The sequence below is a fragment of the Lentibacillus sp. JNUCC-1 genome (genome assembly GCF_009741735.1).
GTDB lineage: Bacteria > Bacillota > Bacilli > Bacillales > Amphibacillaceae > Lentibacillus_B.
In genome coordinates this window covers 2,152,442-2,174,790 of record NZ_WHOH01000001.1, presented here as the reverse complement: position 1 = coordinate 2,174,790, position 22,349 = coordinate 2,152,442, and the positions used below count along the sequence as shown (strand labels likewise).

Here is a 22,349-nt window from a genome sequence, read left to right as displayed (position 1 = left end):
TGCCATAATTCCCCTGTAAATCTTGATGTGATATGATATGGACGACAGCAATAGCACAGTTCGTGCAGCCATAATTCCCCTGTAAATCTTGATGTGATATGATAGGAGAAATGAAAGCATGGACACAGCGCTTGCCATAATTCCCCTGTAAATCTTGATGTGATATGATAGTCCGGACAATACGCCCACAAACCAACTGCCATAATTCCCCTGTAAATCTTGATGTGATATGATGGCTATCCAGGCTTTAAAAGCAGTCAATCCGCCATAATTCCCCTGTAAATCTTGATGTGATATGATCGGTTTTTTTGTATCAGTTGTATCCGGTAAGCCATAATTCCCCTGTAAATCTTGATGTGATATGATGCTTCTTTTTTATTTTAAAGGAGGTTCATGGCCATAATTCCCCTGTAAATCTTGATGTGATATGATACATGGCCCTGAAACCCTTGAAGCATCCCCACTTCAAGGGTTTTCATTTTAAAAAAAGAGAAGAATATCTCGTTTTCTTTAACCACTTTGATAGTTTTTTATCAAAGTAAATAGAAAAAACGCCTGCAAATTTATTTTGCAAGCATTTTTTCAAAAGAAATCAACCTTTTTTGGACCTATTTCCTCTTCAGCTGTGGTCGTTCCTAGAAGGATATCCATGTTTTCAAATTGACGTTCGGTCACTTTCATCGCACGTATTGCTCCGTTTACAGGTGGAATATGTTCATGGAGTCGCCTCATATGCTTTCTTACGTTATCCTCGCCATTGCAAATTCTCGAGTAAACTGAGTACTGAAGCATGGTATAGCCATCATTCAACAAAAATTTTCTAAATCGGGCATACGCTTTTCGTTCTCTGGGTAAAACGACCGGCAGATCAAAAAATACAATGATACGCATATATCTACTCATACTGGTGAACGTTCAAGTTAATGAGTTCTGGCAAAGTTAGTAAGTTTGCATCTTGCTGCCGGCATGCAGATACAAAACTTTTAACCATGTTATCCACCCCATGCGTGATATTTAATCTATCGTTGCTCCATGCTGCTTCAATTTCAAGTACTTCAAAAAGTTTCTTTCGAATCTGTGAGGACCATACTGAATCGGCATCTACATGTTCCACAATCACAGCATCAACGAAAGGCCGCAACACCTCCATAAAATCATCGGCCAGGTTAAATGCATTTGTTTGACTGTCATGAAACACCCCATAACTTGGTGTGAAACCATACCTTATCAGGGAGCGGGCAACTAGTGAGCGAATAATGCTGTACCCATAATTCATGCTAATGTTATAAACGTTCTCTTCTCGCCTTTGAAATCCTTTTCCGAAAAGCGCTTCGAAGTAAATCTTAGCGCCATACGCCTCTCTATTGGATCGGTCACCTGATTCAACCGAGCGGCTGATGGTGTACAGTCTTTGAGCTTCATCCCCTTTATGATGCAGTTCCAGACAGCGTGCTTGATTTTCCAGTTTAGAGATAACAATTTTTTGCCATGTCCGTTTTTTAAATGGCTTGCTTAATTTCAATTGCATGTCCATCACGGTTTTTTGCCTAGAATGCCGGTGGAACGGCTGTACAATTCCACTCGGCATTCTTTTACGGTCGCAAACAATCATTTCCACATGATACTCGGTACATTTGCTAAGTAGAGCATTTGTTATGGTTATTGCAGGATCTTCTAATGTGATGGTACATATATCCTCTAAAGGGATCGTCACTTGCTCATCTTGCTTTATCACCAATTGCTCATGTCTGGTGGACAATTTTGCGGGGTTTCGAATAACGATATGCCTATACGACATAACTTTTTTCCTTATTCACTTTGGTTAGGTTTCCTAAAGGGTCGACTTGAAATTTATCAAAAAGTTTAAGCCCATTCGTACCTACCCTATCTTCAAAACTATCTTTATGATCAATTATTTTAATTGCAGCTGTGCCCGTATCAACGCCTTTATAGTAAAAAATTCCTTCTGTCCAAGTAAACTGTTCTTTTGTATGAGTCTTAGATGTTTTTTCTCGAGGCATTTTTATCTTGATTATATCATTTGGAAAGAGACTATATAAGAACTCGTATTCTTCTGTGATGTTTATCCATTTATCAAAGGGCTTGTTAGCTGTAATGAACTTACTCGGCCTCACTCCAGCCATAACCTCACTTACATAAACCGGTGCCAAATAAAACTTCCTGGTTTCTTTATGTCTGAATACTTCTGTCCTTGCAATACTTCCATTTGCCGCTACAGTGTTGTTATCCAGTTCAAAAGCTCGGTTGGTCGTATCCTCTATTTTCACACTGCGAATAATAGGGCTTTCTCCATATCCTTGGATGGTTTATATAGCGGCTCTTTAAATGCTTTGTCTTTTTTACCGTCATATTCCAGGAATCTTTCTTTTATCGCTTGGTATGTCATTGGGTCTGATTCTTTACCATACATTGGAAAGTCACCGTTTTTCTTAAATGGTATACTTTCCAGTGGTGTTTTTGTAACGACGCGCATAAATCCACGATCATTATATCCCGATGTCGACGGAGAGTTTCTTCATGAATCTGCCCTTTGATCGAACGCTTCGGCATACGCGAAACAAATATCGGTTTCACTTCATTGATAAAAGCCTCATCATAACCTGCCATGGATAAACTTTCGAGGGCCATTTTCAATTGATCAGGGTCTTGGACCATTCTTGCTTCGAGTTCTCTTCTGAATCCCTCCCATGGTTCAGGAAAGCGTTCACCTTCCCGTTTCAGAAGCTGTGATGCATGCTCTTCACTTCGCTTGAAGTAACGACTTACTTTTTGTTGATTAGGTAAACTTACTGCGACAATTGCGGCGTCAAGGGCATGGTGCAGGTCATTTTCCTGTCTGTTTTTATTGAAACCCCAACGTTTTCGCATTAATGACGTGTAAGCACCATTTACGGTATGGACATGTTGTTTCTTACCTTCTTCTTCACGAAACTGAAGATTGTCCTCAATAAAACCTTTGAGAAACCGGGTGATGTAACGTGTATCATTGAGATGGCGTGATTTGAATTGCTCTGCTTCATCTTCGTCAAAGTTCTTCTTAAGCAGTAAATTCTTTTTCTTCTTGCGTACTTTTAACGTGTTCACATAAGACGTAAACTCATCCCATTTCACAACGTCATTGCCAAACCATTCATAAGGGGTCTGATTTCTCTTATTTTGGTTTTCACTTGTCAGCACAAGTACCTTATTCGCATTACTGTCATCAAAGCTGCGACTGTATGGAATAATGTGATCCACTTCTGTGTAACCGGGATCGAGTAAATGATCCATTGTAATAGATTTCATAGAATAGGCACAACACCCATTTTGTTCTTCCCATAATTTGAACTTCAGAATATCATGACCCCGTGGATCGCTAAGCTGAGGATGCAGTTCTTGAATGCGTTCTTTTGCCTTATCGTTTACTTGCCTGTTTTTGTTGAATTGCTTTTCAATTTCTCGCCGTTCTGTGTAATGTCGCCCCATATCCCGTGCCATTTCAATATAAATAAATGACGGAGGGCCAAAGCGTTTAATAATTGAATTGACAACCTTCCTAGTCTGGGACAATGCTCTGATTACTACGGGATTGGCGATATCCTTTGTTGGAATCACAGGTAGAAGGGCATGCTTTTTCTGACCAACACGCTGATTAAAATTGTAACCGGCTTTTTCACATGCTTCATAATACTGTAAACCATCTTCAATGTAGGGCAAGATGTTATTCAGAGCTTTAAAGGATAAATGGCCAAACTTAGAAAAAGACAGATTCAATAACTCTGATATTAATGCTTCATCATAAGCTTGATTGGAAAGGTTGCTGACTTTTTTACCATTTGTATTCACATATTCATTCTTTAAATAAGCCCGAATATCCGGGTCGTCTTTAAATACGGTCAAAGCATAACCAAATGTGTCGTAATCAATCGGTCGAATGGTTTCGGGCATGATGTTACTGGCAGATTTAACAGCTTGTTTCATTTTCCATATGCCTTCAAGTGACAAAAATACCTTGTTTTCGTTTTTAGTATTCGCTTCATTCAGATCATAGAATAGTTCATTGAAACGCTCATGGTCAGCCAAATTCAACGTTTTTCGGAGTTCTTGATACTTGACTTGCTTTTTATTCATCAATGTATTCAAAATAGCATCGCGCTCTTCGTCTGACAGAAAGCGTGGTGATGCCGTATCGGAAATTATTTTAAGGCGATTGATTTTATCGAGGGCACGAAATCGTTCAAAGGTATAGGAGAATTTTGGTGCCCGTTTTTCATTTGGCTCAAAAGTGCAAGTGCCGATCTTCTTAACAATGTCATCTTGAGTGGCAAATGGACGTTGGGAGGCCCAGATGGATATGTATGCGTCTTCATTTTCTGCTGTAGCAAAGGGATGTCCATACTCTCGCTGCTTCTCAAACACGGTATGTATTTCTTCTTCAATTTCACTTCTGGCAATGACATGTGAATAGTCACCGCCCTTATTTCGTTTATGACCTTGGAATTTATCATCGAGCATTAGCATTTCAGCCACGGTATTGTAATTGTTCTCTTTCATTAATTCTTTGTTGGCTCTTACAGCCTGAAGAAGCTGCCCGCCTTCTTTTTCACTGGCTTCACTTTTCCGGTTGGATTTAAAACCCCGATTCTTGGCATAATGTATGAGGATTCTAGCAAACTCGCGATCTGATAACTGTCGCTCAAGTGCATTCATTCTGATCAGCCATATATCCAGGTCTCCATCTTTCCAATCATACAATTGTTCTGCCTGTACCTTCGACAACAATCCTTTATCGAGAATCATCTTGCGGACTCTTCCCACTCGATACCGACGTCTTCTGATCGTTTTCCTTGAAGACCGTGCCTCTCGTCTTGGTGCTGCCAATGATGAACCATTTTTAGGGTTCTCAGCCACATCAAACATTCGTGAACTTAAGTCCTGGATTCGCTCTTTATCAAGATTAATAACAGCCCAGCCTACAGACGTAATGCCAATATCCAGTCCAATACTATATCTCATTCTCATCCCTCCTGCTCTAATAACAAACTCATTTTGGGTATAAAAAAAGACTAAAAGCAACTTTAGTCTGAGTTCAAAGCAATAGGTGGGGAACTCCGCAAATGAATGCGGAGCTAGGCGATCCCCAACGCCACGGCTTAATGCCTTACCATAATAACTTACCTGTAAACCTTGATGTGATATGATACTTCCGACCTTCCCCAAGGCCGTTACCATTAATCTACCACATTATTCCTATTTTGTCAATAATTATTTGAAAATATCTTTATTTAGTCGCCAACAACATTCACACTATTATTTTTACTTATTTTTGACAAAATCAAAATAGTACTTAATACTTAGTTCGTAATGCCGATATTAGATAAAGATATACATATTAACTGGGGGATGCGTGTCATGAAAAAGAGTCTGTTAAAGAAAAAGAAAGTGCACAAAAAGAAATCAGAAAAGAGGAAAAGTGGGGCTTGGCGTAATCTGTCGATCGGGCGGAAGTATACAGCAGTCTTCTTATTGATTGGTGTTCTGTTTATTACAGCTGGCAGTCTGGCATTCTACCAGCTGCAGGAGGGGCAGAATGATGTCGGAACGATTGAGGACGAGGGCAAGAATATCAATAGCATGCTGGAAATTGCTACACTCATGCAGAACAAATACCTTGATGTCTCCTACTATGTTTCCACCACAAGCGATAAATACCGAACATCTTTTCAAGAAACCCAGGAGTCACTGATCCAGCTTGAGAATCAAATGGAGGGCCGGTTCTCTTCTGCTGAGATGAAAGAGATCTTTGCTGAAATCAGGTCTGACAATGAAAAGATTGATCAGCTATTTCTGAATGCTGTGGTGAATGCAGTTGAGAATAATAATATGTCAACGGCGATGAAACAGAATAATAGTGTTGCAGAAGCCACATCCGCCAACATTGAAAAAGTGACAGAGCTTACCAAGATGATGCACAAAGAGCAATCTGGTCTCGTTACGAATGCGAATCAAAACATCGGATCAGCGATTTGGGTGCTTACAGGCGTCATTGCAGCTGCACTTATCATTGGAATTATATTTATGTATTTTGTCAGCAAATCTGTGACATCTAATTTGAAAAAAGTTGTTGTGACCACGTCTGAGGTGGCAAAAGGGAATCTGGCTGTTGCCGATGTTGATTACAGCAGCCGTGACGAAATTGGGCAATTGGCCGCTGCAGTGAATCAAATGAAAACAAACATACGGCAGATCGTCGGTAATGTTTCTAACGTATCCGGCAGAGTGTCGAACCAAAGCACAGCCCTGAACCGTGCTGCTGAAGAAGTGAAGGCCGGCAATGAACAAGTAGCTTCAACGATGGAAGAATTGTCAACAGGTGCAGAAACACAAGCCAATTCGGCTTCTCATTTGTCTGAGGAAATGAGTGATTTTCTGCAACGGATCCAGGCATCTGAGAAAAACGGCCAAGAGATCGCCCGTACCTCTCAGGACGTTTCCCGCCTGACCACAGACGGGGCCTCAATGATGGAGCAGTCGACAGCACAAATGAAGCGTATTGATGACATCGTGACAGATGCCGTCGAGAAAGTTCAAGGGCTGGACAAGCATTCTGATGAAATCTCAAAACTTGTGTTGGTGATTAAGGATATCGCTGATCAGACAAATCTCTTGTCTTTAAACGCGGCGATCGAAGCTGCCCGTGCTGGTGAGCATGGCAAAGGATTTGCTGTAGTAGCTGATGAGGTACGAAAACTGGCTGAGCAGGTTGCCAATTCTGTTACGGAAATCACCTACATCGTTGACAACATCCAAAATGAAACGAGTCATGTCGTCGTGTCCCTGAATACAGGCTATGATGAAGTCAAGACCGGGTCAGAGCAAATGGAAGCCACTGGCAAAAGCTTTACGACGATTAATGAGGCGGTGGCGGACATGGCTGATAAGATCCATGGAATTTCAGAGAATCTGCAGGAGATTGCTCAAAATGGCGGGAACATGAACAATTTAATTGAAGACATTGCATCTGTGTCTGAAGAATCAGCAGCTGGCGTTGAACAAGCTGCAGCCTCAGCACAGGAGACATCAAGTTCGATGGAGGAAGTGTCAGAGAGCGCTCATCAATTGGCCGCGTTGGCTGAACAGATGAATGATGAAATAAAGGCATTCAAGCTTTGAATCTTGAAGCAGTCACTTTTTGTGGCTGCTTTTTTTGTGGCGGCCATAAGTTGGGTGAAGTGAAACTTATGGGCAGGTTCTTGCGTAAGGATGGTAACAATTGAAGAGGGGTGCATGTGGATGTTAATCGTCACAATGAACGATATTCCTGGCAAGACCATTAAAGAGGTGAAGGGACTTGTTCAAGGGAGCACTGTTCAGACACGGCATGTCGGCCGTGATATCGGTGCGGGTTTGAAGACGTTGGTAGGTGGTGAGATCGAAGGCTACTCCGATCTCATGAAACAGGCGCGTAACATTTCCCGCGAAAGAATGATTGAAGAGGCTCAACAACTCGGCGCCAACGCGATTGTTGCTGCACGCTACCAGACGTCACAGGTGATGAACTCCGCTGCCGAAGTGATTGCTTATGGGACAGCGGTTGTGGTGGAGTAAGTGGGTTCGCTTGGATGTTGGGCCTTGGCTTGTGGACTTTGCTGACGGCGTGAACGAAACCTGGATATAATGGTCAAGAACCTGGATAAGTGCGGCGAAATCCTGGATATATCATATTTTTTGTGGATATACCTTATGAAAACCTGGATACCGCACTCTTTTTCAGGATAAAGTCCTCTATAACCTGGATATACTGTCAAAGCACCAGCGCCCATTTCAGGAGGCTGGTGCTTTCGTTTACTATTTTTATCAAAACGGTCAACCCACTTCTTTTAAAATACCTTCAATATCTGTAAGCCGCTTCTGGACATCATTAATGGCTTGCATCTGCTGCTCTTGCAGGGACGCGTTGTCCTTTTCCAATTGAAGACGTTCATCTTACAAGATAGAAACAAAAATGGAACGCATGCACAGAAGGTAAAATTTCATTACTCTTATTCACGACACAAATAAAAGCTGAACACTTGGCATCCCCTTTTTTTCAAAGCGGATTGCCGAAGTGTTCAGCTTTTTATTATGCCTGTGCTTCATCCTTCTTCCCATGATACAAAAAGCAGTTCATGGTGTGGTCGTTCACCATACCGGTTGCTTGCATGTACGCATAGCAGATCGTGGGACCGACAAATGAGAAGCCGCGCTTTTTCAAGTCTTTGCTCATGGCGGTGGATTCTTCTGTATACGCCGGAACATCTTCATGAGTCGGCCAGTTGTTTAACACGGGTGTGCCTCCGACAAATTGCCATATGTAGGCGTCAAAGCTACCGTATGCTTCTTGGATGCGGAGGAAGGCTTGGGCGTTTTTAACAACAGAACGGATCTTGCGCTCGTTCCGTATGATGCCTTCATCTTTGAGCAGAGACTGAATTTTTGCTTCATCGTATTGGCTGACGAGCTTGGGATCAAATTCATCAAAGGCTCGGCGATAATTGTCACGGCGCTTTAGTATTGTGATCCAGCTCAAACCTGCTTGAGCCCCTTCCAAACAAAGCATCTCAAACAGATGGCGATCTTCATGATGCGGTCTGCCCCATTCATGGTCGTGATATTCAATATAGAGCGGGTCCGGGCCCGCCCATTGGCAGCGCTCGAGCATTACTCTTCCCCTTTATTAACGGGGATTTCTTCATAAGAAATCCAGTCGCTGAAACTGCCGGGATACAGTTTGACGTTGGTGTAACCGGCTGCCTTTAAACCAAGCACGTTTGGGCATGCAGACACACCAGACCCGCAAGAAACAATGACTTCAGTGTCTTTAGGAATGTCTTTAAAATTCTCAGCTAAATCGTCTTTTGTTTTCCAGTTGCCTTTTTCATCCAAGACATTTTTCCAGAAGTAGTTCTTGGCACCTGGGATGTGACCCGCTCTGCTGTACATCGGTTCGTTCTCGCCCATATAGCGTTCGTGTGAGCGGGAGTCAATAAGCAGAACATCGTCACTTCTTTGTTTCACATCATCTATATCCACTGTCTCATCTTGTCTCGGGTTTGGTGTAAATGTTGTTGGGTTCAAATCTGGAATTTCGGCAGTCGTTTCATAACCCGCTTCTACCCATGCATCAAAGCCTCCGTCAAGAACGTAAACTTTATCATGACCTAAATGGTGCAACATCCACCAAAAACGCGGGGCAAACATTCCGTTATTCTGATCATACACAACAACTGTTGTCTCTTCATCGATGCCAATGTTTCCCATCTTGGCAGCGAACGTGTCTGTGTCGGGCAGGGGATGAGTGCCTCCGTGTTTAGCTGGTTTCGCGGACAGATCTTTTTTCAAATCCAAATATACGGCACCGGGAATATGACTCTCGAGATATGTTTTCTGGCCTGCGTTCTCGTCATTCAGCTGAAAACGAACGTCAACGATCAACGTATTATTCAAATTGTTTTCCAGACGATTTTTCAAACGGTCGACACTAATAATGTAAGACATATGCACCCTCCAAGTTATGTTTTATTCAGTATAACATGTGAAGGCTTGGTTTGTGTTTAAGAGTGTTGTTCACAGTCTAGATGCTCTTGCTCTCGTTTGAAGTGGTGTTGCTCCCGTACCCGACTGCCTTGCTCTCGTTTGAACCCGTTTTGCTCCCGTACCCGACTGCCTTTCTCTCGTTTGAACCCGTTTTGCTCTCGTATCCGACTGCCCTTTCTCACATTCCGTTCCCTTGTGCTCGCGAAAGAGGTACTCTTGCTTGTATTACTAGAAACTTACTCATGTAATCCGTCCTTCCTCTCATCACCATATTGTTTAAACGTCAACGCAATCCCCAACGCAATAGCGAGCACACCGCCCAGGAGCACAACTGCCAAACGGGGTCCAGTGATCTCAGCAATACCAACCGCGCACATGGGTCCGACTGTAGCCCCGGCAAACAGGATAAATGCATACCACGCATTGGCCACGCCCCGCACCCCGCCGGAAAAATCGCCGATCATCATCATAATCGCTGGAAAGATGAGTGACATTCCGGCGACGTATATGATGCTTGCTAAGGTGATCAATCCCACCCCGTTAACGAGACCAAGCATGAGCAGTCCGCCTACCGATAATAACAATCCTGATTGCAAGATCCGTTCTTTTCCGAAAGCTGTAATAAATTTTCCAGCAAAGAGTGAACAGAGCATTCCGATCAAACCGGCAGCACGGACCATCATGACAGCACCATCATCCAGATTAAAAGGTGCGCGGACGAGCATATCGCCTAGGATCGTATACATGCCAATAAAAATGAGCAAAAGCAGAACGGTAATGCAGTAACACTTTAACAATCCGCGATGCTGAAACACTGTTTTCGTTCCATGTAAGAAATGCCGAACAGCCTGTTGATGTTTGACCTGTCTTTTGGCGAGCGGCAGAAGGGCGATGATGGCAATAAAAGAAGCGGCATAAAAGATCGTGAACAGGTAAAAGACCAAGTGCCAATCAAACGTTTGACCAATCCATTCAGCAACCACTTGCCCAAAGATTCCCGACGCAACGTAGCCAAAACTGATGAGTCCAACCACTCCTCCGATCTTTCGCCTGGGATAAACGTCAAACACATAGGCGAGTGCTGTTGGTGCAAAACAGGCTGCTGCAAATCCCTGCACACTGCGCCAAAACAGAAATGTGCCGAACTGACTAACCATCCCTGTGCAAAGGGTTGCGATGGTTAACGAGGCAAACCCGGCTACGAGTGTTTCTTTTCGGCCAAATCGATCTGAAACGGGACCAAAAAATAAAAATCCCAGCGCATAAAACAAGGAAAAAAGGCTTGTCGGCAGCACCGCTCGCGTTGAGGACACGTCAAATCCCTGCTCAAAAATGCCTGTCAAAGGCGTCGTGACATAAGCGCTGGAGACGACAACGAGTGCACACCAGAACAGAATTCCCGACATGAGTTTTAAGCGATTTTCAGTTGGTTCATAGCCATCCATACCCTTCGCTCCCTCAGCAATTGTACCGACAGTGTATGTGGTGGGCGATAGGGATGTGCGGCTCCGGGTTGGAATGACCAGAAGTTGCTATTGTCGGGGCAAATATTATATGCGACAATATAATTTGGAAGCAATTTGCATAGGATTGGGAGAGACAAACCTTGAAAACATACACACGATTAACGATTATGATCACTTTTTTACTCATAGCAGGAACAGCCTGTGCCCCTGCTGACAATAACAATCAAGAAAATATCAATAAGAACACAAATGAACAGCCCACAGAAACGGCTGATACGAATGATAAGGGAGAAGATAATGACATGGGAGAGCAAGAAGCACTTGTCTGGCCGGATGCTCATCTTCAGAAACAAGACACGGGGGATGCTGTAAGCGAACTGCAGCAATCTTTAATAAAGCTCGGCTATGATATGGACGCAAGCGGCACCTATGACATGGCTACGACCAATGCTATTACTGATATCCAGTTGCAACTTGATCCCATTATGGCGCTTGGCGTTTATAACGCGGAAACGCGCGAGGCCTTGACAGAACTGGACCAAGAAACATTCGCTGCCAAGGTTACACCCGGGAACAAATTGCCTGTACACGAGGCTCAGCCAGTCTCGGGATCGAACGAAAGAGGCACGCCTGTTATCACAAATCCCTACGATCAGCTCGCATTAGTTAATAAATCGCACGCGTTACCAGCCGACTATACACCAATCGATCTCAAAGTTCCTGACGTTCGTTTTCCATTTGAAGAGGATTTGCCAAAGAAAAAAATGCGGATAGTCGCTGCCGATGCTCTTGAAGACCTATTCAAAGCAGCAGAAAAAGCCGGCCATACCTTGTACGCCCAGTCCGGTTACAGGGCATATGACACCCAAGTTCGCCTATTCAACAATTACGCCGAAAAGCACGGTGAAGAAGCAGCCAACAACTTCAGCGCCCGCCCTGGCGAAAGTGAACACCAGTCAGGGCTTACCATGGACATTACCAGTGAATCCGTCAACTTTCGCTTGGTCACAGATTTTGGTAAAACCCCTGAAGGTCAATGGGTGAAAGAACATGCAGCTGATTTCGGGTTCATCATTCGCTATCCGAAAGGCAAAGAAGACATCACCCAATACCAATATGAACCTTGGCACTTGCGTTATGTCGGAAAGCAAGCTGCTCAACAACTCAGGGAAAGCGGACAAACACTCGATCAATATTTGGGAGAAGGATAATCTGCTAGCCTGACAGAGATTGAAATGGTCCCTGTTTCAGGAAGGAGTGGTGACATGCCAAAAGTTCTCGTTGCCGGGGCTACGGGCTATTTGGGAAAACATCTTGTACAGACCTTCAAAAAGGAAGGGTATAATGTACGGGCTTTAGTCCGGAATGAACAAAAACTTTCCAAGACTGGCCCATTTTTAGAACCTGCTGTCGATCACTTAGTTGATGACGTGTGGGTGGGTGATGTCACTGAGTCGGAGTCGATCAAAGGCGTTTGTGAAGGTGTTGATTTTGTCTGTTCTGCGGTCGGCCTCACACGCCAAAAGGGCTCTCTCACATTTCATGATGTAGACTATCAAGGAAACCTCCATTTGCTTCATGAAGCTCAGAAAGAAAACGTGGGGAAATTCATGTATATCCATGTTTGTGGCGATCGCCAAATGAATAACCCCATCGTTAACGCAAAATCAGCCTTTGTCCGTGAACTCAGGAACTCCGGGCTCAATTATATCGTTGTGAAACCCACTGGCTATTTCTCGGACATGACTGAATACCTGAAAATGGCCCAGAAAGGCCGGGTATTTCTGCGTGATAAAGGAGAAAACCGTGTTAATCCTATTCACGGCGAAGATCTTGCCGATTTTTGCGTTTCAGCTCTACGGGAACATGATGATACTGTACTCGAAGTCGGGGGACCTCATGAGTATCGGCATGCAGAAATTGGGGCAATCGCGTTTGGGGTCCTTCGAAAAAAAGAACGATATTTTAACATCCCGGCTCCACTCTTGTTGGTCTTACTTCCTGTTCTAAAAATCTTCAATAAAAAGCAGTATGCCCTGGGGAAGTTTTTCCTGGACATTATGACGAAGGACATTTTGGCCCGCGCTTATGGTAGGAAGAATTTAAGCGATTACTTCCTTGAGTACTTGGAAGCCGATAAGAAAAGCTGATCACAGGCTGCACACTCTAACCAAAGAGAGTCCAGCCGCTGATCAGCTTTTTTCGTAATCACACATTTTCCTGTGCCATTTTTTGATCAATGGCAGCATCAAGGGCCCGAATGCGCTCAAGTGCTGCCTCGTGTGAAATGGTTTTATAATGATGCTTGCCGCCCTTTTGTTCGTCGGCTTCGTCGGCAAGTGCCACAACTTGCTGAAGTGCATTCAATTCGAGGCTGCCTTTTGGGAGGTAAGAATCTGTGTGCAGGAGGATGGCAATGGCGATATCTTTTGCAGCTTGTGGGTACTCGCCGATTCTCACAAGCAATTTATGAGCCCTGTTGGCACCCTTAATCGCATGAATATCATTTTCTTTATACAGCTCATAGTCCCATTCCCCTTCACGATACCATGTGTAATGGCCAACATCATGCAACAACGCGGCTTTCGTGGCTCTGTCGGGGTCAACACCGTATTGCCCGGCGAAAATGTAAGCATATTCCGCAACCGAAATAGCATGGGCCATGCCTGAACGCCCTACATATTTTTGCGTCACCGGATGATTAAACACTTCTTCCAACGTTACTTTTCGCATACCCATGGCCTCCTTTGTTTTGGCATTCCCTGCTTTAAGGGAATTAAACGGTGAAAATAATTGCCAACCATTATAGCACTGGCTGTTTCTTTCGTAAACATTTTAGACTATGTCTTCTAAAAAGAAAAAGGAAGCCACCAATGTTTGACGACTTCCTTTTCATTCAAAAAGGTTTTAAAACCATGAGCACAATAATGACGATGATGAGTACGTTGGTTGCGTGTTCGACGATAAACAACTTTTTGGAGAGCTGTTTGTATTCGGCGGGAATGGCTTCACTCTTATGGGTTCTCAAGATCACTTTAATCGGTGTCATCAAAGGCCGAAGCAGCAAGGGGCCGGCAGCGAGGATCGCGAAGAATAAGATCAGGCTGAGAATATACCACCCTTGGTGCAACAGAGCCGTGTTGATAAGCGCCATGCCGATGCCTGTGACCAGCAGCAAAACAGCGCCGACAATGATAAACATATGAATACGACGACGCAGTGCGAAACCGTGTCGGAGCTCTGTCATAGTGGTTGCGCGATCAATAATGAATGTCATAACAAAGCCAGGTCCCATACCAAGAATGGCCGCTAATATATGAATAAAAATAAGAATTTCGTATAATGTCATATTACGGACCTCCACACATCTGTCTAGTTTCCAGTATAACGCACTCATGCTGTTTGTCAGTGATGGATATCACACAAATGTGAAGGTCACCCGACATACCGTTCTAAAACTTCATCCACCCGGGCCCCATACATTTCGCCGAAAATATTTAAGTGAACAAGCAGATAGTACAGCTGATACAATGGTTTGACCGTTTCGTAATCGGAACTTATAGGCGCATTGGCAGCATAGGCGTCATAGAATGATTTGGAGAAGCCACCGAACAACTCGGTGAATGCCAATTCGAAATACCGATCACCGTATAAAAAAGACGGGTCAATCAGATAGGGTTCACCACCCGGGCCCGCCAGCCAATTGCCGCCCCATAAATCACCGTGTAGCGGAGACGGGGTTACGTTTTCAGGGATCCATGTCTCCAGACGGGTAAGTAATTTTTCTAATAAGTCACGGCGGTGCCCGGTAATGGTGCCATGGTGGATGCCGTAATCCAGCTGGCCGCCAAGGCGTTTGTCACGATAGTAAGACAGCCAATTATCGTAGAGGTCATTTGGCTGGTCTAGGAGCCCGATATATGTATTGTCATGGAACCCATGTTGCTCAGCTGATGTGCTGTGCAGTGCTGCTAGTTTTTCACCGAGGACAGCTTGAGTTCCTTTTGTCTCACGGCCTTCGATCCATTCAAGAACGAGGAATGATTCACCCGGTTTGTCTTGGTAGGTAAAGGCTAGGGGCGCATTAATAGTACCCGTGTTACGAATGAGCTCTAGCCCCTTAGCTTCCAGTTCGAAAAACCGCTCCGGTGCCGCTTCGTGATATTTAATGAAATAGACGGACGCCTCTGTCTCCACACGGAAGCTTTCATTAATTGATCCGCCTTGAACGCTTGTCGCTGATTGGATCGTGGTCGTGTCACCTGTTTTGTCCAGCGCTGTTTGGATTAATGGATGCATCGGTCGTCCGTCCTTTCTGGTTGAAATTATGCTTTTTCGTTAAAAAGTGTCATAGGATTTTCCTGACCCTGTTCAAGTGGCATATGCTTCATTTTAACCGTACGCTTGTCTTTAGGCTTCGTGAAGTCATCATATAAAGTTACAGAAGCCCCAAGACCAACATCAGCCGCTTCTTCCATAGGAGAACAATAATAGCCTTCTGTAATCCCGCGTAAAACATAGCGGTCAAACACATCGGGCACGGCTCACCGCTTGCATACATGACATAACCTGATAAGTCGTGTGTTTGCAGCTTTTCCTGTGCTTTGCGGATGGCCACAAGTTCGGCATGGGCGCTGACATCGTATACTTTATGCACCTCATTGGCACCTTCTGTTATGACCTCTCCGTCTTTTACGAGCACAGCGCCAAATGGCTGACCGCCTTCTCTGACTGTATCGGCTGCCAGTTCCACAGCTCGCTTCATAAATTGATCCATGTAATCGCCTCCAGTTGGTTGAGTACTTATTTACCATGATAGGATAACGCTCGCAAAAATGCCAAGAACGCGGCTTTGTAGTCTTGTTTTTGGTTCCAGATGTCTCACCGACATACGCTTTTGGCAACAATTATTGTCTAACGCTGGGATAGACACGGCCTATGCATGTCCATTTAAAATATATCGGCGATTTGCAGTCATATATCGGCGAATTCTAGATGGATATCGGCGGTTTCCTCTCATATATCGGCGATTTTGCATGATATATCGGCGAAAACGCATTATAATCATTTATTCCGTTTCAATCCGCATATCTCCCGACTTAATCCAGCCTTTTTTCCGGAACCATTCGGCAAGGGCCAAGCTAATCAGAGCTGGAGCGACGATATGAAGCATCAGGATGGCAATTAGAATTTCCCATGTGAAGCCCATTGTCTCAAACGTCATAATCTGTCCGACAAGACCGCTTGTCCCCATGCCGGCGCCGGCTGTGTTATTTTCAAGTTTTAGCCACACCGTTGCTAACGGGGCGAGTCCGGCACCGGCGATCGTTGGCGGGAGAATGATCAGCGGTTTCCTGAGAATATTGGCGACTTGCAGCATTGATGTCCCGATGCCTTGTGCGAGGAATCCGCCGAATCCGTTGTCCCTGTAGCTTGCCGCTGCGAACCCGATCATCTGAGCAGAACAGCCAATGGCAGCAGCCCCGGCCGCGAGTCCGTCTATTGAAAGCATGAATGCGATCGCAACACTGGATATCGGTGCCGTTAAAGCCCATCCCATCAAAACCGCGACAAGAATGCCCATGACAAGCGGCTGCCTGTTGGTGGACCAATTGATGATCTCACCAAACCAGACCATAAACGTGTTGATGGGCGGTCCGATGAATGTTCCCACCAGAAATCCGATAACAATCGTGACGAGCGGCGTTACCAAAATATCTACTCGTGTTGTCTTATAAACCATTTTTCCAAATTCAATCGCGAACAAGGCAGTGACATAGCTGCCGGCGGGGCCTCCCAAATTCGCACCAAACGCCCCAGCAAACAATGCCGAAAACATAACGAGCGGTGGGGCTTTTAAACCATAAGCAATCGCCACGCCAATTGCGCCACCCATAATTTTCGGATCCATGGCAAAGGTACCCATTTCAATGGCAGATGCGCCCAAGCTCCTCCAACCAAGCGCAACCATCTGTTCACCGGCAGTTTTGATGATCAGTCCAATAATCAATGATGAAAACAGCCCTAGCGCCATGTAGCTTAACGCTGTAATCAGATAATCCTTTGGTGACAGTGTGACCCCTTTCTTTTTTAAAAACGCTTTCATATTACCCGTTCCCCTTTGTTTGTGAACTAATTCACATTAATGGTGTGACTTCTCTCTCTATGCACTCTTGTATATTATTACGTGAATGGCCTGTACAATCAAGTGTTACTTTGGACTGGTTTGTAATTTTTGCTGAGCTGAGGAGCGGCGTAAAGGGTTCCATCTTGGTTTATTCGTCTTTTATTTTTTTCTTTGCTGATGTACTTTATTTCTTCGCTCTTACACTTTATTTTTATTTCTTCACTCAGCCCTTTTATTTCTCCACTCACCTGTTTTATTTCTTCGCCCCTCTCACCCCACAGTTAAAAAGACCTTCATTTGCCATTCCTCTCCCAATCATATACAATATAATTGAAAATAATTCTCAATTAACTCAACACCCCTATAAAGTTCACTGTGGGAGGCATGGATATTAATGGAACAAACAAAGGAAAAATCAGCTCTGGTGCAAGTCATCCGTGAACGCCGAGCGGTTAAGAAAGGCTATAACGATCAGGAGGTTAAAGAAGCGGTAGTCCGTGAACTACTGGAAGATGCCATTTGGGCCCCAACGCACAAGATGCGGCAGCCCTGGCGCTTTGTATTTGTCGGAGCCGACCAACTGCCTGACTTTGCTAAAAAAGTGGCGGCCACCTATCCGGAAGAACGCCAGGCGAACCGGGAGATGGTGTTGCGTGAACCCAGTGCCATTCTCGTGGTACTTATGGATGAAGCCGATTCTCAGAAACAGTGGGAAGAAAACTTTGGTGCAGTTGCCAGCATGATTCAAAACTTCTGGCTGCTTGCCTGGGAGAAGGAGCTCGGCGCTGTCTGGAAAACCAATTCACATATCTATGATGAAGCGGTTAAACAAATTGTCGGGGCCGGACCCAATGAAAAGATCGCCGGTTTTGTCCATCTTGGCTATTTCGACACGCCGCCAGCGAAAAAAGAGCGCATGTCCCTTGATGAGAAATTTACGAGTTATCAAGATTAACTTCAATAATAAAGCCAGAAGGAAGCCATCCAGCCACGCGACTTCCTTCTGGCTTTTTTTGTGTGAAAGCTATCCAACGAAGAAACATCTCTATCCAAGCGAATGCATCTTCTATCAAATGAAGCACATACTCTATCCGAGCAAAAATATTCTCTATCAAACGAATCTTACAATCTATCGGAGCAAAACCCCCGTCTATCAAAGGAACAACTCTTTCTACCAAACAAAGAGCACACCCCCCATAGAAGTGTGCTCCGCTCGCTTCAATCATTAATCATCCCATACAGTACTTTTCAACTTGGCATCTGCTTCATGCCGCTCCACAGCAAGTTCAATCAAACGTGTAATCAGCTCTGTATAAGGCACGCCGCTGATTTCCCACAGTTTCGGATACATGCTGATCTTGGTGAATCCTGGCAACGTGTTGACTTCATTCACATAAATATCGCCTGCTTCAGTCAGGAAAAAGTCGACACGGGCGAGACCTTCGCATTGTAGAGCCTGGAAAGCTTTAATGGCCGCATCTTGAACCCTTGCCACATCTTCGTCAGATAAATCGGCCGGGGCTGCGAGGTCGGCACCTTTTTCATCGATGTATTTCGATTCATAGGAATAGAATTCAGTCTGGGGTAAAATCTCACCAGGTAAAGACGCCTTTGGATCGGCATTGCCCAGGACGGAACATTCAATTTCGCGTCCGACAACAGCTTCTTCAATAACAAGCTTGTGGTCATAATCAAAGGCTTGGTCAATTGCAACGTTGAATTCCGCTTTTGAGGTGACTTTGCTGACGCCGACTGATGAGCCTTGATTTGCAGGCTTAATGAACATCGGCACACCAAGTTTTGCTTTTGCAGTATCAAAATTTATCTTCTTCCGCTCTGCGCGTGTGAATGCCATTCCTTTTGCCACATGAATGCCTGCATCTGCGAGGAGACGTTTGGCAATATCTTTATCCATGCAGACTGCTGAACTGAGAACGCTCGGCCCGACAAATGGCAGGTTGGCGATTCGCAGCATACCTTGCAGGCTGCCGTCCTCACCGAGTGTGCCGTGTACAATCGGAAATACAACATCCACTTGATCCAGCACAGAAGCATCTGCTGCATGAATCATTTGTGCCTCACTTGACCCTGGCACCACAGCTACCGGATCCTCGGATTTTTTCAATGCGATACGTTTTGGGTTATCGGCATTGAGTAAATAGGACGAAGGATCACTCACATGCCACTTACCTGCCTTATCAATACCAATCAGCAGAACTTCATATTTGTCTTGATCGATCGCATCCACAATGTTCTTGGCAGACTGCAGGGAAACCTCATGTTCGGCAGACTTCCCCCCGAAAATAATACCGACTTTTCTTTTGTCCATTATTCATATCTCCTTGTCAAAAATGGGTGTCTACCCACATACTATTCAAATCATGATGCAATGATAATACTTACCTGTTTTTCGACGACATCAAACGTTTACGCATGTTCCTGATCTTTAGCGAATGCTTTCAAGTCCTTAAGCAATTGTGTTTCAATTTCTTCTTCATGGGAAAATTGAATGCCATACTGCCACTGATTAGCTCGCGGCTTCTTCCACACGATTTGGCCGCGGGTCTGGTAGTTGTTTTTATGTATACGATAATCAACCAGTATGCTCATGCTGGGACGGTTTGCCGGCATGTTCAAGTCTGTCTCGATTTTCATGCCTTGGAGACTGATGTCAAGCATTTTCGCATCGCCGGAAGAAGAAACAGTCCTTTCTCCATTTCCGTCTTCAAGCCGGAATTGTATATCAAGCGGTTGTCCAAACTCCAGACGGAACCCTTCATTTCTTCTATATCGCATGAACATCACCCTTACTCCCATGATATCCTAATCATAAATAATATGGATTTTAATTACAAGCGCAGTTTATAGAAAAAATTACGCCACTGCTTCGAAAAGCTGTGGCGTAATGGTAAGCAAATTTATGCGGCATATGAAAAACCGGGTTTTTCATTATTACGTTGTCTTTTAGCCTCTGAACGAAAGCGAATTAGGCGGAGCGCATTTAGAATGACCAGGAGAACGCTCGCTTCATGAATCAGCATACCGGAGGCGAGGAACACTTTGCCAAGTAATACACCTGCAAGTAAAAGCCCCACTGTCCCGACAGCGAAGAACATATTCTGCTTCATGTTGCGGACGGTTGCTTCGGAAAGTGCATAGGCGTAGGGGATTTTCTCCAGGCGATCTGCCATGAGCACGACATCTGCCGTTTCCATTGCAGCATCTGTTCCAGCAGCACCCATCGCAATCCCAACGTCTGCCAGCGCAATAGCTGGCGCGTCGTTAATGCCGTCACCTACCATGGCAACTTGATGGCCGGCTTTTTTTAACCGTTTGATGTGCTCAACTTTATTTCCAGGGAGCATTTCTGCCTGCACGAAGTCAATGCCCAGCTGCCCGGCGACTTTCTCAGCTGTGTGCTTGTTATCCCCTGTCAGCATGACCGTTTTCTTGATGCCCAACGATTTTAACTGGCTGATCATATCAGCTGCCTCTTCTCGAATCGCATCAGCAATGGAAATGACCCCTGCAATACGACCAGCAATTGCAACAAATATAGCGGTTGTTCCTTGTCTTTCTTCCTGAGTTGCATAGGCGTTAACTTCAGTAGGAATCGTGATACCGTGGCGTCCTATTAACTTTCGATTACCGACGACAACATGACGTCCAGCAATGTCAGCATGGAGACCATGCCCTTTTTCCACAGTAAAATTTTCAGGCTTATTTGTTGGGTTTAGGCCCCGTTTTCGGGCTGCTTCAACAATGGTGCGTCCAAGATGATGCTCCGAAATCACTTCCACTTCGGCTGCTGTTTTAAGCAGTTCATCTTCACTTATGTTGAAAGCCTGGACGCTACGGACTTCAGGTTTGCCTTTTGTCAATGTCCCGGTTTTATCAAATACAACCACATCAACTTTAGCCAGGCGCTCCATAACCTCCCCGCCTTTTAGAAGTGCGCCGTTACGGGCTCCGTTACCAATGCCAGCCACAAGTGACACGGGTGCTGATATGACAAGCGCTCCAGGGCAGGCAATAACGAGGAAAGTAAGCGTCATTTCGATGTTTCTGGTAAATAAAAAGACAATGATCGATAAGACGAGAATGCCTGGGGTATAGACGCCTGCAAAGCGTTCAAGGTATTTCTGTGTTTTCGCCTTAGATTCCTGTGCTTCTTCCACCAGTTCGATGATCTTGGCAAATGTGGTTTCATCACCAATTTTGTCTGCGGTGACTTCCAAATAGCCGTTGTCAATAATCGCACCGCTATATACTTGATCTCCTGTCGTCTTATTAATGGGAACCGATTCACCCGTAATAGCGGCCTCGTTTACAAACGCCTGACCGGATACAATCGTGCCGTCGATGGCAATTTTTCCGCCTGACTGGATGAGGACTCTGTCACCTTTTTCAATCTCTTCAACCGGGACAGTGTTTCGCTTTCCATCTATTAAAACCACAGCCTCATCCGGCGCAAGGTCCATTAATGTTTTCAAAGATGAACGCGTTTTTTCCAATGTGCGCGCTTCAAGGTACGCCCCAAATAGAAACAAGAACGTAACAGCTGCCGACTCTACATACTCTCCAATGATCAGTGCGCCAATAACAGCGATCGTGACCAGCAGTTCAATACTGAATGCTTTCATTCGAAGCGACTGGAGCGCCTTGATCATAATGGTGTACCCAGCTGCAACCGTAGCACCAATTAAGGCAGCATTTTTCCAAATATCCAAACCGGCCATGTGACTGATCGCTGCCAGGAGAAGCAGACTCCCGGCAGCAATGACAATATGCACCTGCTTAACGTTTTTCATTTGACCCATCTCCCTTTACTTTTGTACCGGATAACCCAATTTTTCAATCGTACGCTCAACCTCGTCTGCAGTAACCTGGCCCTCATCAATGGTCGCTTTCACTTTGCTGGAATTGAACAATACTTTAGCATCAGTTACGCCATTCATTTTTCCCAATGCTTTTTCAATCTTGTTGATGCATGACGGGCAAGTGAGTGGCTCTAATTGGAATTTAACTGTTTTCATAATCCATCTCTCCTTTGTTTGATTCTGTCTTCATTATAGGATGGATTGTGATGGTGTTCTTTGACCTGGGTCAAGTTTTAGGAAACAAAAATAGAAACGCCCCTAAAAAAACAAAAAAACCGGTGATCAGCCGGTTTAAAGAAC

Annotated in this window: 24 protein-coding genes and 1 CRISPR repeat array; of the genes, 5 read left to right on the top strand and 19 right to left on the bottom strand. The window is 44.7% G+C overall.

Going from position 1 to position 22,349, the window contains the following annotated elements; genetic code table 11:
* Position 1: 1 nt before the first annotated feature.
* Positions 2 to 432: a CRISPR direct-repeat array (repeat unit 36 nt; unit sequence GCCATAATTCCCCTGTAAATCTTGATGTGATATGAT).
* A 150-nt stretch (positions 433 to 582) separates the two neighbouring features.
* Genes cas2 through cas9 form a run of 5 tightly spaced genes read right to left on the bottom strand, consistent with a single transcriptional unit; the run spans position 583 to position 5,016 of the window.
* Positions 583 to 891 (bottom strand): CRISPR-associated endonuclease Cas2, encoded by a 309-nt coding sequence (gene cas2 / locus JNUCC1_RS10265; protein WP_156645313.1) that lies wholly within the window; start codon positions 889 to 891, stop codon positions 583 to 585.
* 4 nt (positions 892 to 895) lie between these two features.
* Positions 896 to 1,798 carry a type II CRISPR-associated endonuclease Cas1 gene (gene cas1, locus JNUCC1_RS10260; RefSeq protein ID WP_156645312.1) on the bottom strand — a complete coding sequence of 301 codons (903 nt, stop codon included), beginning with the start codon at positions 1,796 to 1,798 and terminating at the stop codon, positions 896 to 898.
* Entirely contained in the window at positions 1,788 to 2,288 is a 501-nt protein-coding gene (locus tag JNUCC1_RS18700; RefSeq protein ID WP_231784118.1) for a hypothetical protein, read from the bottom strand. Before JNUCC1_RS18700 ends, cas1 begins: the two co-directional genes overlap by 11 nt.
* Entirely contained in the window at positions 2,285 to 2,407 is a 123-nt protein-coding gene (locus tag JNUCC1_RS19040) for a hypothetical protein (RefSeq protein WP_269448150.1), read from the bottom strand. Before JNUCC1_RS19040 ends, JNUCC1_RS18700 begins: the two co-directional genes overlap by 4 nt.
* Positions 2,404 to 5,016 (bottom strand): type II CRISPR RNA-guided endonuclease Cas9, encoded by a 2,613-nt coding sequence (cas9, locus tag JNUCC1_RS10255; RefSeq protein WP_231784117.1) that lies wholly within the window; start codon positions 5,014 to 5,016, stop codon positions 2,404 to 2,406. Before cas9 ends, JNUCC1_RS19040 begins: the two co-directional genes overlap by 4 nt.
* Positions 5,017 to 5,412: 396 nt before the next feature.
* Between cas9 and JNUCC1_RS10250 the strand changes: the two genes are divergently transcribed.
* Positions 5,413 to 7,173: a methyl-accepting chemotaxis protein gene (locus JNUCC1_RS10250; protein ID WP_156645311.1), complete on the top strand. Its 1,761-nt coding sequence runs from the start codon at positions 5,413 to 5,415 to the stop codon at positions 7,171 to 7,173.
* A gap of 120 nt (positions 7,174 to 7,293) precedes the next feature.
* On the top strand, positions 7,294 to 7,608 hold the full coding sequence (locus JNUCC1_RS10245) for a YbjQ family protein (RefSeq protein ID WP_156645310.1): 315 nt from the start codon (positions 7,294 to 7,296) through the stop codon (positions 7,606 to 7,608).
* A 514-nt stretch (positions 7,609 to 8,122) separates the two neighbouring features.
* On the opposite strand, the gene JNUCC1_RS10240 is transcribed toward JNUCC1_RS10245, so the two are convergent.
* The 3 genes from JNUCC1_RS10240 to JNUCC1_RS10230 form a co-directional block, all read right to left on the bottom strand.
* On the bottom strand, positions 8,123 to 8,701 hold the full coding sequence (locus JNUCC1_RS10240) for a DNA-3-methyladenine glycosylase I (RefSeq protein ID WP_156645309.1): 579 nt from the start codon (positions 8,699 to 8,701) through the stop codon (positions 8,123 to 8,125).
* On the bottom strand, positions 8,701 to 9,537 hold the full coding sequence (locus JNUCC1_RS10235) for a sulfurtransferase (RefSeq protein ID WP_156645308.1): 837 nt from the start codon (positions 9,535 to 9,537) through the stop codon (positions 8,701 to 8,703). Before JNUCC1_RS10235 ends, JNUCC1_RS10240 begins: the two co-directional genes overlap by 1 nt.
* Before the next feature lie 275 nt (positions 9,538 to 9,812).
* Complete coding sequence (locus JNUCC1_RS10230) at positions 9,813 to 11,021, bottom strand: MFS transporter (protein ID WP_156645307.1); 1,209 nt, start codon at positions 11,019 to 11,021, stop codon at positions 9,813 to 9,815.
* A 161-nt stretch (positions 11,022 to 11,182) separates the two neighbouring features.
* On the opposite strand from JNUCC1_RS10230, the gene JNUCC1_RS10225 reads away from it, so the two are divergent.
* Positions 11,183 to 12,253, top strand: coding sequence for a D-alanyl-D-alanine carboxypeptidase family protein (locus JNUCC1_RS10225; protein ID WP_231784116.1), 1,071 nt, complete (start codon positions 11,183 to 11,185; stop codon positions 12,251 to 12,253).
* 54 nt (positions 12,254 to 12,307) lie between these two features.
* A complete protein-coding gene (locus tag JNUCC1_RS10220; protein WP_197431696.1) occupies positions 12,308 to 13,192 on the top strand; it encodes an SDR family oxidoreductase in 885 nt (294 codons plus the stop codon).
* A gap of 58 nt (positions 13,193 to 13,250) precedes the next feature.
* Here JNUCC1_RS10220 and JNUCC1_RS10215 read toward each other — a convergent pair whose 3' ends face one another.
* From JNUCC1_RS10215 to JNUCC1_RS10195, 6 genes are all read right to left on the bottom strand, one after another.
* Positions 13,251 to 13,775, bottom strand: coding sequence for an HD domain-containing protein (locus tag JNUCC1_RS10215; RefSeq protein WP_156645305.1), 525 nt, complete (start codon positions 13,773 to 13,775; stop codon positions 13,251 to 13,253).
* 163 nt (positions 13,776 to 13,938) lie between these two features.
* On the bottom strand, positions 13,939 to 14,391 hold the full coding sequence (locus JNUCC1_RS10210; RefSeq protein WP_156645304.1) for a DUF2269 family protein: 453 nt from the start codon (positions 14,389 to 14,391) through the stop codon (positions 13,939 to 13,941).
* An 86-nt stretch (positions 14,392 to 14,477) separates the two neighbouring features.
* Positions 14,478 to 15,341, bottom strand: coding sequence for a fructosamine kinase family protein (locus tag JNUCC1_RS10205; protein ID WP_156645303.1), 864 nt, complete (start codon positions 15,339 to 15,341; stop codon positions 14,478 to 14,480).
* Positions 15,342 to 15,367: 26 nt separating this feature from the next.
* The gene (locus JNUCC1_RS19240) at positions 15,368 to 15,520 is read right to left on the bottom strand and encodes a hypothetical protein (RefSeq protein WP_331713702.1); all 153 of its coding nucleotides are present in this window, start codon (positions 15,518 to 15,520) and stop codon (positions 15,368 to 15,370) included.
* Complete coding sequence (locus JNUCC1_RS10200; protein ID WP_331713701.1) at positions 15,481 to 15,819, bottom strand: nucleoside deaminase; 339 nt, start codon at positions 15,817 to 15,819, stop codon at positions 15,481 to 15,483. Before JNUCC1_RS10200 ends, JNUCC1_RS19240 begins: the two co-directional genes overlap by 40 nt.
* Before the next feature lie 291 nt (positions 15,820 to 16,110).
* Positions 16,111 to 17,148, bottom strand: a complete 1,038-nt coding sequence (locus JNUCC1_RS10195) for a PTS transporter subunit IIC (RefSeq protein ID WP_156645302.1) — start codon at positions 17,146 to 17,148, stop codon at positions 16,111 to 16,113.
* Positions 17,149 to 17,563: 415 nt separating this feature from the next.
* On the opposite strand from JNUCC1_RS10195, the gene JNUCC1_RS10190 reads away from it, so the two are divergent.
* Positions 17,564 to 18,124, top strand: coding sequence for a nitroreductase family protein (locus tag JNUCC1_RS10190; protein ID WP_156645301.1), 561 nt, complete (start codon positions 17,564 to 17,566; stop codon positions 18,122 to 18,124).
* Here the strand turns inward: JNUCC1_RS10190 and JNUCC1_RS10185 are convergent.
* The 5 genes from JNUCC1_RS10185 to JNUCC1_RS10165 form a co-directional block, all read right to left on the bottom strand.
* Entirely contained in the window at positions 18,105 to 18,395 is a 291-nt protein-coding gene (locus JNUCC1_RS10185) for a hypothetical protein (RefSeq protein ID WP_156645300.1), read from the bottom strand. The two genes, JNUCC1_RS10190 and JNUCC1_RS10185, sit on opposite strands and share 20 nt — an antisense overlap.
* Positions 18,395 to 19,498: a D-alanine--D-alanine ligase gene (gene ddlA, locus JNUCC1_RS10180; protein WP_156645299.1), complete on the bottom strand. Its 1,104-nt coding sequence runs from the start codon at positions 19,496 to 19,498 to the stop codon at positions 18,395 to 18,397. Before ddlA ends, JNUCC1_RS10185 begins: the two co-directional genes overlap by 1 nt.
* Positions 19,499 to 19,596: 98 nt before the next feature.
* Positions 19,597 to 19,965 (bottom strand): PilZ domain-containing protein, encoded by a 369-nt coding sequence (locus JNUCC1_RS10175; RefSeq protein ID WP_231784115.1) that lies wholly within the window; start codon positions 19,963 to 19,965, stop codon positions 19,597 to 19,599.
* Between the two features lie 122 nt (positions 19,966 to 20,087).
* The gene (locus JNUCC1_RS10170; RefSeq protein WP_156645297.1) at positions 20,088 to 21,980 is read right to left on the bottom strand and encodes a heavy metal translocating P-type ATPase; all 1,893 of its coding nucleotides are present in this window, start codon (positions 21,978 to 21,980) and stop codon (positions 20,088 to 20,090) included.
* A 15-nt stretch (positions 21,981 to 21,995) separates the two neighbouring features.
* The gene (locus tag JNUCC1_RS10165) at positions 21,996 to 22,205 is read right to left on the bottom strand and encodes a heavy-metal-associated domain-containing protein (RefSeq protein ID WP_156645296.1); all 210 of its coding nucleotides are present in this window, start codon (positions 22,203 to 22,205) and stop codon (positions 21,996 to 21,998) included.
* Between the last annotated feature and the right edge of the window lie 144 nt (positions 22,206 to 22,349).